Origin of the sequence: Pseudoalteromonas sp. SR45-5 (assembly GCF_014163565.1) — a bacterium.
Taxonomy (GTDB): Bacteria; Pseudomonadota; Gammaproteobacteria; order Enterobacterales; family Alteromonadaceae; genus Pseudoalteromonas; species Pseudoalteromonas distincta.
The window spans coordinates 1-12,524 of record NZ_JACJDN010000043.1; the positions used below are offsets into that span (position 1 = coordinate 1).

11 protein-coding genes are annotated in these 12,524 nt (G+C 37.5%); 4 read left to right on the top strand and 7 right to left on the bottom strand.

Going from position 1 to position 12,524, the window contains the following annotated elements; genetic code table 11:
* Window positions 1-205 precede the first annotated feature (205 nt).
* Window positions 206-496, bottom strand: a complete 291-nt coding sequence (locus tag H5072_RS03195) for a hypothetical protein (protein WP_182692670.1) — start codon at window positions 494-496, stop codon at window positions 206-208.
* A gap of 392 nt (window positions 497-888) precedes the next feature.
* On the opposite strand from H5072_RS03195, the gene H5072_RS03200 reads away from it, so the two are divergent.
* Window positions 889-2,202, top strand: coding sequence for a M20/M25/M40 family metallo-hydrolase (locus H5072_RS03200; protein WP_182692671.1), 1,314 nt, complete (start codon window positions 889-891; stop codon window positions 2,200-2,202).
* A 64-nt stretch (window positions 2,203-2,266) separates the two neighbouring features.
* On the opposite strand, the gene H5072_RS03205 is transcribed toward H5072_RS03200, so the two are convergent.
* From H5072_RS03205 to H5072_RS03225, 5 genes are all read right to left on the bottom strand, one after another.
* Entirely contained in the window at window positions 2,267-3,064 is a 798-nt protein-coding gene (locus tag H5072_RS03205) for a response regulator (RefSeq protein ID WP_024597448.1), read from the bottom strand.
* Window positions 3,065-3,185: 121 nt separating this feature from the next.
* The gene (locus H5072_RS03210; RefSeq protein ID WP_024597449.1) at window positions 3,186-3,902 is read right to left on the bottom strand and encodes a Sir2 family NAD-dependent protein deacetylase; all 717 of its coding nucleotides are present in this window, start codon (window positions 3,900-3,902) and stop codon (window positions 3,186-3,188) included.
* Complete coding sequence (locus tag H5072_RS03215) at window positions 3,899-4,915, bottom strand: kelch repeat-containing protein (RefSeq protein ID WP_154902982.1); 1,017 nt, start codon at window positions 4,913-4,915, stop codon at window positions 3,899-3,901. The genes H5072_RS03210 and H5072_RS03215 overlap by 4 nt, the downstream gene beginning before the upstream one ends.
* Before the next feature lie 108 nt (window positions 4,916-5,023).
* The gene (locus H5072_RS03220) at window positions 5,024-5,209 is read right to left on the bottom strand and encodes an epimerase (RefSeq protein WP_182692673.1); all 186 of its coding nucleotides are present in this window, start codon (window positions 5,207-5,209) and stop codon (window positions 5,024-5,026) included.
* Between the two features lie 149 nt (window positions 5,210-5,358).
* On the bottom strand, window positions 5,359-6,234 hold the full coding sequence (locus tag H5072_RS03225; RefSeq protein ID WP_024603384.1) for a sensor domain-containing diguanylate cyclase: 876 nt from the start codon (window positions 6,232-6,234) through the stop codon (window positions 5,359-5,361).
* A gap of 479 nt (window positions 6,235-6,713) precedes the next feature.
* Here H5072_RS03225 and H5072_RS03230 point away from each other — a divergent pair, with 479 nt between their 5' ends.
* The 3 genes from H5072_RS03230 to H5072_RS03240 are packed head-to-tail and all read left to right on the top strand — an operon-like array spanning window position 6,714 to window position 11,337.
* Window positions 6,714-8,774 carry a TonB-dependent receptor domain-containing protein gene (locus H5072_RS03230; RefSeq protein WP_182692675.1) on the top strand — a complete coding sequence of 687 codons (2,061 nt, stop codon included), beginning with the start codon at window positions 6,714-6,716 and terminating at the stop codon, window positions 8,772-8,774.
* Window positions 8,775-8,783: 9 nt separating this feature from the next.
* The gene (locus tag H5072_RS03235; protein ID WP_182692677.1) at window positions 8,784-9,311 is read left to right on the top strand and encodes a YfiR family protein; all 528 of its coding nucleotides are present in this window, start codon (window positions 8,784-8,786) and stop codon (window positions 9,309-9,311) included.
* 4 nt (window positions 9,312-9,315) lie between these two features.
* Window positions 9,316-11,337 (top strand): bifunctional diguanylate cyclase/phosphodiesterase, encoded by a 2,022-nt coding sequence (locus tag H5072_RS03240; RefSeq protein ID WP_182692679.1) that lies wholly within the window; start codon window positions 9,316-9,318, stop codon window positions 11,335-11,337.
* Window positions 11,338-11,590: 253 nt separating this feature from the next.
* Here H5072_RS03240 and H5072_RS03245 read toward each other — a convergent pair whose 3' ends face one another.
* Window positions 11,591-12,226 carry an isoprenylcysteine carboxylmethyltransferase family protein gene (locus tag H5072_RS03245; protein WP_182692680.1) on the bottom strand — a complete coding sequence of 212 codons (636 nt, stop codon included), beginning with the start codon at window positions 12,224-12,226 and terminating at the stop codon, window positions 11,591-11,593.
* Window positions 12,227-12,524: the final 298 nt, after the last annotated feature.

The window sequence follows — 12,524 nt, forward strand, 5'->3', positions numbered from 1 at the left end:
TAGATCACAGCGAATGAATGGATTCAAGGTTAAAAAGCAATCAATTGAAAATAGTAGGATACGTTCCTAAAAAGAGTAATTCTACAGCCTCAACGCCCTGTTAACAGGCAAAAAGTAGTTGGCTAAAATAAGTGAACGAAGTGAACAAAAAGCCAACTGTTTTTTGTCCTTGTTTAACAGCTTGTTATGAGTAATTTACTCCAAGCTATTTTAAATGCTTTTCTTTAGCTACCAATACGAGTTCGGCAATTTTCATATCATGATTTGACGCTTCGTTTAGGCCCATCCGTTCTGTTGCGACCCAAGTCAAATATTTAGCAATTAAACTGGGTTCACTGTTATCCAGAGCCAGTTGAAAAACCTTTGGCAAATATGACTGATATTCGTCTCTTGACCAATCACTATCTGAGATGCCAATAGGATCCCATTTATAGAAAAGGATTTCATCGATATCTTTATAAAGTGCCAATTGCTCAGCAGGTAACTTTGTTCCCATGATTACTCATAACAATTTAGTCTACGACATTTGTCGCTTTACAAACCGGCAAATGTCCTTATATTACAATGACTTTATCCTAGCTATAAAATAAACAACTGTAAACAGTTAGTTAGCTTCGCCTTACCTTTTCTAAATGCAGCAAAACCCCAAAATGGTGGAGATCAGTAATACCAGACAAATCGTTGTTTATTTATACAGCTTGGTTGTTAGTTAAAAGGTTATATTTTAAATATCTGTGTTTAAACCAACAACGCGTACACCCCAAAACTCTTAAACTTGTAACTCGTTATTGCTTATAAAATTAGTTAAAAATCACAATCACCTTCTATTGAATCCTGTGTATTTTTACTTCATATTAAATACTCTTATTTCTCACTTATTATGCTGTTATGTCATTTTTAAAATTTAGCCATGCACTTATCCTCACACTTGCTAGTACCTTACCGCTTACAAGCCATGCGGCGCTTGATAAAAACGAGCGTGAAATAGTAAAACAGGTCGATAAAAACATTCCTCAAGCACTTAAAGAAATAGAGCAAGCCGTAAATATTAATAGCGGTTCGCTTAATATTGAAGGTGTAAAAAAAGTAGGTGCGCTGACAAGCGAGCAGCTTAAAGCCATAGGTTTTAAAGTAGAATGGCTGGATGGCAGTGCGTTTAACCGCGCAGGTCATGTATTAGCAACCCATGAGAGTAAAAACCCCGATGCAATAAAAATACTGATGATCGGCCATCTAGATACGGTATTTGCCAAAAACGATAACTTTACTACCTACAAACAACTTGATGCCGATACAGCCAGTGGCCCAGGCGTTGCCGATATGAAAGGCGGTAACACGATAATAATTACCGCACTTAAAAGCTTACAAGCCCTTAATTTACTCGAAAATGTAAGCATAAAAGTATTGCTGACTGGCGATGAAGAAAGCAGCGGTCGCCCACTTAGCTTATCTAAACAAGCTATTGTTGATGCAGCAATTTGGGCTGACGTAGCGCTTGGCTATGAAAATGGCGATAACAATATAAAAACAGCTATGGCGGCGCGCCGTGGTTATACCGGCTGGACGCTAAATGTAACGGCAAATGCAGCGCATTCGTCGCAAATATTTAGCGACAGCGTTGGTTATGGCGCTATTTACGAAGCATCACGCATTTTAAATGATTTTAGAGAGCAACTTGCCACGCAACCTAATTTAACATTTAACCCAGGGCTTATTGTGGGCGGTACCAATGCCGACTACGACAGTGCTAACTCGTCAGCAACGGCGTTTGGTAAAAGCAATGTAATTGCACAAACCGTGCATGTTGCAGGTGATTTACGCGCACTTTCGCCAAAGCAGGTAGAAAGCGCTAAAAGGGTTATGCTACAAATTGTGGCTAAAAACTTAGATGGCAGTAGAGCAGAGCTTATTTTTGAAGACGGTTACCCGCCAATGGCATTAACTGATGGCAATAAAAAGCTATTAGAATTATACAGCGACGCAAGCCACGACTTAGGCTTCAACAAAGTAGTAGCCGCCAATCCACGCAATGCAGGTGCGGCTGATATTTCGTTTGCGGCAAATCATGTTGATATGGCACTTGATGGTTTAGGTTTGATGGGCAGCGGCGCGCATACTAAAAACGAAACAGCCGATTTAACCAGCCTTGATAAAAACATTAAAAAAACTGCATTACTCATTTATAGATTAGGAAAACTGTAATAGTAAATGTATTTTAAAGATGAGCGTAGGCCAAATAATAACCGTCCTACGCTTGTACTAACTTTTAAGACATTATTTTAAACAATAATTCTCGCACTGTGGCCGGTTCAAACGGTTTATCACAAATAGCATCAACTCCCGCTTGAGCAATATTAGCTAGGTGAGTGTCGTTTGCCTCTGAGCTCACCATTAAAATAGGAATATGTGAGTAGCTATTTGAGCTTCTAACGGCTTCTGTTAGTTCCCGTCCGTCCATTTCTGGCATGTTGTAGTCGGTTACTATTAAGTCAAACGGTTGGTTGTTTAAGTGCTCAATAGCTTCTTTACCGTTTTCAGCTTCTATTGGTGCAGGTATTCCCATACCCGCAAGTACGCGTATTATGTGTTTACGCGCAAAGCGGCTGTCGTCTACCACTAAAACTCGCAGCAGCGTTACGTCAAAATGATCAAGTTCTACTTCTTCTTCGCTTATGATATCGAGGGTTGCTTTGAGTGCGCGGGTAATGGCTTTTGCGCTAAAAGGCTTAGGCAAAATAGCCAGCACACCCGATTGGCGTAATTGCTCAAGGTATTTTTTATTACGCTCGCTCGATATAAGCATAAAAGGTTGATGCTCGGTGATAAGGTTTGATCTTATTTCTTGCAATAGTGAGTCGGCTGTCCCGTCAGATAAATACATAGAGCTTATAACTAGATCAGGGTGATAACTTGCTAATAAGCTAAGCGCTTGTGTTTGTGTAGATGCAGTTTCAACTTGTTTTACACCACTTTCTAAAAGCGATTTTATTATTATTTTTTGCTGAACCTCTGAAGGCTCTACAAGTAAAATGGACAAGTTTGCTATTGCAGTTAAGTCGCTCATTCAGATCTCTTTAGTATTGTTATAATCAGGATAATAATAACATTTTTGACTCGTTAATATTATATAAAGAGATTTTAATATTTAAGAAAACATTACCAACCCCTTTAAAATATAGCACTTATTAATTAGATTGAATGTAATCTAATGCATTCATTTTTTTATATGTGACGTTAGCGTGCAAAATATGTGCAGGTTCAGGGTCAACCACTTCAACAGGAATGTCGTAATTTCGGGCTATTTCAATTGCCATTTGCGTAATATTGACGCTAAACGAGGTGCCCATAAATACAATTTTATCGGCGTTGAGCATACGCTGTTGTGCTTGTGTTATTCTGTAAAGCTCGGTGTAGTATTCGTCAAATAATAAAACAAAGGGCTTAAATGAATGGTTTAGCTCAGGCGTTTGGTTTTGAATATTAAATAGCTCAAAAAGAGACTCTTGCAGGCGGCTTTCGTCTACACTATCCCACGGGGTGGCAAGTGGCGTGACTGGCTCACCTTGCTCATGAAATAAGGTCATTTGATCAAGCCTGCCGTGTATCGCTATGTAATTTTTGTTACCCGCTTTGCCATCAAGCCCATCTATGTTTTGAGTAATTAGGTTTTTGTCACTTAGCCAATGGTGTACGTCGTTTGGGCCATGGTTGCGATACGTTGCAAAGCGATGGTAATACCATGCTAAAAACTCTTTTGGGGCGTTTTGATACATTGCGCGCGTTGCCATTTCCATAGGCGTATAATTTTTACTGCCAATGGTCCAATAACCATCCTCCCCTCTAAAGGTGGGAATACCACTGGCTGCGCTGACTCCCGCTCCTGTAATGTAAAGAGTGTTCACTTTTCAACCTCGTAACCGAGCACGTTAGCGCTTACTTGCTGATTATTATCTATGCCGCCAATTCGATATAAAACCCCACTGTGCTCAAGTAAGCCACGATGATCCATGCTCTTTACTTCAACTGGGGATAAAATCTGCCATTCGTTTTTTTTGATACTAAAGCGCCAAACATGGTCACTTGCTGGTGCAGGTTTGCCGTCGTAACCTATTGCGCTGTAGTTATATGGGTTATTAGAGCCTGCCATCATATAAATATTGCCATTATAGCTGGTGGCTGCCATTCGGTAGTGAGCAGTGCCTGTTGGATGTGGCAAGGTACGCCAATCTATTTTTTGTGGGTTAGTTGAATCTATTGTGCCTTTTAAGCACTGTGCTACACCTGCAAACGAGCGACGCGAATCAGGATTAGCTTGTGTTTTAACGCCATCACAAATAACAATGGTGTTACCACTAATAGCAGCGGCTTGGCCAAATACAGGCTCACCTAAAAATGGCGAGGCTTGTTGCCATGTATTATTTTGCGTGTCGTATACTTGTACTAAGTTTACGTTGCCGTCGTTATGCCAACCGCTAATTAGATAAATGTAACGCGCTTTGTAGCTCAGCGCTACGCTATCGTCTACGGGTACTGGCATGCTCGCAAGATGAGTGTAGGTATCTTTTATTACGTCGTACCTATATACGTCGGGGCTTGAAACTTCAGTATGATCCTCTGCTACCGTATAGCCGCCAAACACATAAGCGTACTCGCCTAAGCCGACTGCGGTGCTTGCTAAGCGCCCTTTTAATGGCAAGCTTGAAGGCACACCAGTTTTAGATTGCCACTGTGAATCGCCAACTTTAAGCGTCCACACTTTGTTATGCACTGACGAGTATTGTTTATCGCGCCCCAGCCCCATAAAGCTTAAAAAGTAGGGCTGGTTTTTTACAATAACTTTAGCCACAGCATTATTTGCAACAGGCTCAGGTAAAGCGGGAAGGCTTGCTAACGCAAGAGAAAAAAGAAGGCTCATAAGGCAAATAATTTAATAAGAATTAATACGCTCAGATTAAATTATTTTAGCCTTGTGAGCCAGTATTGTTATATCAAAATAATCAAACGCTTTTGATTAGTAACCATATTAGTAGGCAATACTAATATGCTGATTTACGTGTGCTGCATTTTGCGCTACATCAACCATTGCTGTTGCGTAATCAGTGACCGGAACTTTGCTTTCGCCTGCATCATTAGTAAAAAATGTATTACTGCCTATACGGTAATTGCCTTCATTATCACCCAGACATAACTTGTGCAGTTTATTTATCAAGGAACTACCTACAAACTGCTGTAAGAGCATTTATAGATTTTTAACGCAGCGCTGGAAAACCGCTATTAAAAATGTGGCGGTAAGTAATGTATTGTAGTTAAGGGCGTTGTGAAGATGAGCTGTCTAAGGTGGTAGTTCAGCATAATTTTTTAAGGTAAATAGGTTACGTTATCTAAGCCTTGTTGTTTATTTTTGTACATAGCTTGATCAGCATATTTTATAAGTTCATGATCTGTTTGTCCGTGCTCTGGGTAGTTTGCAATGCCAATACTGGGGGAAATATTTAGTAGTACGTCATCTAACTTAAAGACAGCTTTAAACTCAGTGAGGACTTTATTTTTTATTCTGACGGTTTCGTGGCTAGAACTTAAATTATCTAAAATAATTAAAAATTCGTCTCCACCTAAACGCCCTACTGTGTCGTAATGCCTAACCGACGCTGAAAGCCTTTTTGCTATAGCACATAAAAGCTTATCGCCAGTTTCGTGTCCGTGGGTGTCGTTTACTGCTTTAAAGCCATTTATGTCTATAAACAGTAAAGAAAAAAATGTGTTGTTTGTAGTTGCACTAATAATTACTTTTTCTAATCGCTCCATCAATAAAGAGCGATTAGGCAAACCAGTTAACACATCGTGCCGAGCCATGTACTGGAGCTGCTCTTCCATTACTTTTCGCTCAGTTATATCGTGCGCTACTGCAATTCTTACTTGATGTTGCTCTGACCAACGAACAGACCATAATATATGGACTATTTGACCATCTTTTCTCATCCAGCGGTTTTCAAAGCGAGGGTTTACCGTTTCGCCAGACAATAGCGAAGTTACGGCGTTATGCGTTTTGTAATGATCACCTTCGTAAACATAGTTAATCATCTTTTTGCCTACAACTTCGTCGGCCGTATAACCAAAAATTTGCTCAAATGCTGCGCTTACAAAAACAAATGTGCCTTGTTTATCTACCACACAAACGGCATCAAGCATTAAATCGAGTACTTCTTCTACATTAATTAATTCATTTTTTATCATACTTTGGTGCCTTTAAAGCAAAACCAAGCAAATTTAAGTATTCTATATAGCTTTAACAAAAGCAAAGATAATTAAACCACAATCGCAGATAACACAGGGCTAGGTATAAATTGTGCCCATATAATTAATATTGCTTTGAGAAGCATGACACGAAAAAGTTAAGATTAAATATTTAATAACCATAAATACTTTGAAGTTATTCTGAAATAGACTAAATTTTAAGTCGTATATAAACATATAACTATCAGCTATTTACATTTTACTGACTCTTTAATAAATATACTTATAAAGTTCATTTAACTATATTTTTACAGTTCAATTGGGCGAAATTAGACCTTTCAACTACTACAAAATTAGTTACCTTGATTTAATCTCATTTATGCTTTTACACTGTTAATGTATGTTAATATTGTGTGATATCACATGTATTACAAAAACAAAGACTGTTTTTGATTTTTGATTGCGCAGGAGACTTTTGGGTGAAAATATCACAACGTTTGTTTTGGCCATTACTTTTTGTTTGCCCTCTCTTAACGGCCGAGCCGTTTGAAGATGAAGACCTCGATCTTGATGCTTTAATGGGCATGGATGTACAAGCAACTTCTGCGATGAAAAGAGCGCAATCAGCATTTGATACCGCTTCATCTATTTATGTATTAAGTAAAGAACAAATTACTAACTCTGGTGCTACATCAGTACCTGAAGCACTGAAAATGGTGCCTGGTTTAATTGTACGTCAGCTCGATAACAATCAATGGGCTATTTCATCAAGAGGTATTGCCTCTCGATTTTCTAGCAAACTATTGGTTATGATTGACGGACAAAGCTTATATACCCCAAAATTTGCTGCAGTTTATTGGGAAACACTCAACGTTCCTTTGTATGACATTGAACGCATTGAAGTAATACGCGGACAAGGCGGATTACTTTGGGGTAGTAACGCAAATAATGGCGTGATTAATATCATTACTAAGAACAGTATTGATACTCGCGGTGGATACGCAAACGTAACAACTGGTAATCAAATAAATGTTGATGCAAATCTTCGTTACGGTGGTGATATAAGTAACATAGGCAGCTACCGTGTGTATGGTCATGTAAAAGATGCGAATGAATCAAAAAAAGGGATCTTACTCGCACCTAACGATACAACTAAACAAAATTCTTTAGGTTTTCGGGCTGACTTTACCCCTAATGATGAGTGGTCTGCGCTACTACAGGGGGACGTTACTCACTCAACACTTGGTCAAAACTACCGAGGTGTTATAGATGAAACCAACGAAAACATTTCATTCTCAGATGATTTAAAGCGAACAGACTCACGCATAATGGCACGCCTTGAAAACAGAGTGTCGCCCGATGCCAATCAAATGCTACAAATTTCTTGGCTGAAACAAAATGGTTCCCAAGATTATATTAAAGAAGATTTTGAATCGATAGATATTGATTATCAAATGAACTTCATATACCAATCTCTACAGCTAGATTGGGGATTAAACTACCGGTATAACTCTATCTCTTTCGCAGAAAGTGTATTTTTAGATAGCGATAAAAACTTTGATAACCTCAAACAGTTTGGTGCACTTGTTCAAGCTCAATACAATGTGACGCCTGATACACTCGATTTTATTATTGGTACTAAGCTTGATCATAACGATTTAACTGGCTGGGAAAATCAACCGTCAGCAAGGCTTATATACAAACCAGTAGATAACCACCTTACTTGGGGTGCTATATCGAGAAGTGTACGTACACCAACATTGATTGAATTTAACGACAACTTTAAAGTTAATGGTACTGAAATTAAAGATCTTACCGGTTTAAGCTCTGGCTTTGGACAAATAGACGACTACCGAATTGCAACCTACCTAAATGGTAACGACAAAGTTAAATCTGAAAACTATCTATCTTATGAATTAGGCTACCGTTTTACTGCTAACGATTGGTCATTGGATCTTTCTACTTATTATACCGATGCTAATAACGTAGCGGTTATTGATATGAATACGCATGCTGAACAATTCACACCTATACTTGAATTATTTCTAGCAGGGAGAATCCCAGAAGTATTTCAAGCACTAACAATGACTCGCATAGATTTAGACTTTGCATCTGTAGCAGACACGACCACTAAAGGGTTCGACCTAGTTGTATCGTGGCAACCTGTTGATAATCTCAATACTGAGTTTGGTTATAGTTACACCGATTATAACTACGATTTACCTCCTCGAGTAGAGCCCGCAATCGGCTATGACTCTAAAAACAGGCAGTTATTTGCAAAAGCCGATTATTCTTTTTTAACCAACCATAATGTGTTTGCGACATTGCGCGCAATAAACTCAAATGCATATAACACTGATAATTACACAACGTTAGATGTTAGTTGGAATTGGCAAGCAACACCTGTGTGGTCTACTGCAATTTCGGGTAAAAACCTCTTTGCAGGTTCACATATTGAGTACAATAATACGCGCGAAACCTATACATTACCAAACTATATTGATGAATGTATTACATTTACAATTTCAGCAAATTTCTAAGTTAATTAGATGATTAAATTAAGAAGTTTAATTCACAGTAGCTTAATAACGTTGACACTTCTTAGTGCCAGCGTTGGCGCTGTTGAAAAAGAATACATGCTAAAAGCAGGCTTCTTATATAACTTTGCACGTTTTGGACACTGGGATTATCATTTAGAATCTCTTAATAAATTTATTATTTGTAGCCCTGATAAATACTTTATTGATGCGGCTAACAACGCTTTAAAAAGTCGCACTATAAAAAACTTACCTCTATACAATAAATTAATCACTCTGGATGAAGTAACAACCTCGGCGTGTAACATGCTATTTATTACCTCTGATACATTTATCGAATGGCAAAACATAACACCTTTAGAGCTGAAAAACGTTATGCTCATTGGTGAAACAGACACATTTATTGAAAATGGCGGTCATATCAGGTTTTTTCTTTCCAGTGGTAAAATTCGCTTTGAAATTGCTCCGAAACAGCTTAAAGATGCAGGCATTACTATGAGCTCAAAAGTGCTACGCCTTGCCCGCGTTGTAGATAGGTAGCGCGATGAAAAAACTATTTGCATTAAATACAATAAGTAAAAAATTACTATTTATCTTAATGAGTGTTGCACTTGTATCAACCGCGACAGTAACCATTGTATTTAGTGCTTATGAAATCACTAGCGCTAAAGAGGAACAAATAGAAAGCTTGGGCTCTCTGTCAAAAATGCTTTCACCGAATATAACTACAGCACTTATGTTTGATGATATTGATGCAGTGCAAGAGCTTATAAACCCAATACTTATACGCTCAGATGTTATTAGTATAATGGTAACAAGTGTGACTGGTGAGCAACTTGTTACTGCGCAATCCAAAGATGAAGATATGGAGCAAAGTATTGAAGTAAGTACACCCCTTCAGCTCGATATGCATGATTACGGTATATTAAAAATACGCGCTAACAACAGCTACATTCAAGACAGAATTACTTTTTACTTTAAATTTATAATGATTTTGATGGTATTCACCTTTGCCATCAGCCTAATTTTATCTCTTTTATTAAGGCGTCGCTTTTTAAACCCTATTTTATATTTAGCTCAAACAGCAAATAAAATAACCACATCACATGATTATAGCTTACGCGCTAAACAGCTATCACAAGATGAAGTAGGACAATTAACCTCTTGTTTTAATGCGATGTTATACAACATTGAGCAAAGAGAAAATTCATTAGAAAACCAAGTTAGACTGCGTACTAATGAACTTGAAAATGCGAATATTCAGTTGCAACAATATGCCTACCAAGATGGATTAACCGACTTACCGAACAGGCGTTATTTTTACGAAAAACTACAAAGCTTAGTAAGTATTAAGGGAATGAAGTTCGCCCTTATATTCATAGATTTGGATGGCTTTAAAGAAGTAAATGACAGCCTAGGTCACGACTACGGTGATTTACTCTTACACCAAGTAGCAACAAGACTACAAAGTTGTATAACGACTAAAGATACAGTCGCACGTTTGGGTGGTGACGAATTTACATTGATTTTAGAGGGTGTAAATAGCCCGGATGAAGCATCAAAAATTGCCGAAGCTATAAAAAATAGCTTAATGCAGAGTATTAAAATAAAAAAAGAAACAGTGTATGTTACAGCAAGCATAGGTTTAACGTTTTTTCCTGCTGATGGCTTAACAGTAGAAGAGCTCGTTAAACGTGCTGATCAAGCGATGTACTTGTCTAAAAATAAAGGTCGGAATCGCTACGAGTTTTTCTCCTATGCTATTGAAGAAAAAGCCATAGAAAAACGTCGCCTAATAGAAGAAATACGAATAGCAATCACTCATAATCAATTTGAATTATTTTACCAACCTATATTTTCAATTGACGGGAAATCAGTACCAAAAGCTGAAGCCCTAATTCGTTGGAATCACCCTGAACGAGGCCTAATAGGGCCAAATGAGTTTATACCTGTCGCTGAAAAAAACGGATTAATAAACGATATCGGCCAATGGGTAAAATCTCAAGCAATTCAAGATACCGTCCAATTCAATGTTTTAAGTGAAAAGACAATTCAAGTCAGTGTAAATACATCACCTCTTGAAATTGACCGCGCTGGTTGCTGGGTGGATGAATGGATTGTTGCAAGTAAAAAGTACCAACTACCCGCAAACACCATTTTAATTGAAGTCACTGAAAATACTTTAATGGATCCCGACTCGTCAATACAACGACAATTAAAACGCTTAAGCACTATTAATATAGATATTGCGATTGACGACTTTGGTGTTGGTTATTCTTCCTTGGCGTATTTACAGCGCTTAGATATAGATATTTTAAAAATAGATCGCTCATTTATCAACGATATAGAATCAAACGATAATAGTATTGCTCTCGTGAAAGCTATTATCACTATGGCTCACAATCTAGACGTAATGGTAGTTGCTGAAGGAGTTGAGACACAAAAACAGTATGACCTATTAAAGCAGCTTGCTTGTGATTATATTCAAGGCTACATTTTTTCAAAGGCAATTACTAAACAAGAGTTTATGGAAAAGTATATAATACCAATCCGCAATAATACTTAATCATTTTGCGGGGCTAAACGGGTCGCTACCTGTGTTAAAAAATTCTCATTTAGAACAACTAAATAGCAATTTTTTTGCCTAGCTATCAACACGTTTTTCCATCCTAAAAATAGATCACTTAATTAAGCGAATTGGTATAAAACAAAAAGAAGTGATCTGATTTATGTCTATCATGCTAGATTTTAGCAAGCCAACACAGAACACTTCTTTACTTTTGCCTTAAAAATCCATGTATTTAAAGCTCGATCCCAAGCTATAACCAGCGAGGGACTAGTTGTTTATACTCTTTATATTGTGTAGAAAAACGATGAGCTAAATGAGCCTCCTCAACTAATGTTTGTCTATATATAGCTGTAAAACCAATAACTAAACAGGTCAAACTAAATATACTAGGTAAGGCTAAAAAGAACCCCACCTGTGCAGCTACAACGCCTAAATACATCGGATTCCTAGAGTATTCATATAATCCTGATGTTTTAAGCTCATGTGGTCCCTTAGGATCAATGCCTGAACGCCAAAAGGCTGCCATATGAAAATGTACAAACATCGTTAAAATAAAGCCTGCGGTCAATAATACATCGCCAAATAATACGCCTGGCCAGCCATTGAGTATTGGGGATAGCCCAAGATAGCTATCTAACTCAGGTACAAATACTCTAATTACACATACAAACCAAATAGCAGCCCTAAAAAATTTAAAAACCATATGATTCCACCAACTAGTACAAAATTTATCACCGGGATAAATAACGCCAGATGGTGTATTTCGATTTTTATAAATAATTCTAAATGTATAAAATCCGGCAACAAAAGTATAAAAAATAGCTAAGTAAACTCGGGTAAATTCAACTAGCGATGCAGAGTCATCTACAAATGTTTCATAAGGCATTTAAGTTACAGCTCGCAATCATTATTGGTAGTAATTTTAAAACAACTAAGCCAATAGATTTAGTTATAAGATCATGAAATCATATTAGTATTCATTGCCCTCATAAACAAGCTAAGTCTGTGGTTAGTTAACGAGTTATAATCAACTAATCAAACTAATTTATAAATTCTGTTTGATACTTCACCTAAACAACTGCTTACACAAACCGAAAACGTAAATTCGGTAGTTCACAATTTTATTTTTATACCAATTCGCTTAATTAAGTGATCTATTTTTCCGCCCTACTCGATGGTGTTGG

Coding starts and splice junctions, on each gene's coding strand:
- H5072_RS03195 (WP_182692670.1), bottom strand. CDS start 496: ATGGGAACAAAGTTACCTGCTGAGCAATTGGCACTTTATAAAGATATC.
- H5072_RS03200 (WP_182692671.1), top strand. CDS start 889: ATGTCATTTTTAAAATTTAGCCATGCACTTATCCTCACACTTGCTAGT.
- H5072_RS03205 (WP_024597448.1), bottom strand. CDS start 3,064: ATGAGCGACTTAACTGCAATAGCAAACTTGTCCATTTTACTTGTAGAG.
- H5072_RS03215 (WP_154902982.1), bottom strand. CDS start 4,915: ATGAGCCTTCTTTTTTCTCTTGCGTTAGCAAGCCTTCCCGCTTTACCT.
- H5072_RS03225 (WP_024603384.1), bottom strand. CDS start 6,234: ATGATAAAAAATGAATTAATTAATGTAGAAGAAGTACTCGATTTAATG.
- H5072_RS03235 (WP_182692677.1), top strand. CDS start 8,784: ATGATTAAATTAAGAAGTTTAATTCACAGTAGCTTAATAACGTTGACA.
- H5072_RS03240 (WP_182692679.1), top strand. CDS start 9,316: ATGAAAAAACTATTTGCATTAAATACAATAAGTAAAAAATTACTATTT.
- H5072_RS03245 (WP_182692680.1), bottom strand. CDS start 12,226: ATGCCTTATGAAACATTTGTAGATGACTCTGCATCGCTAGTTGAATTT.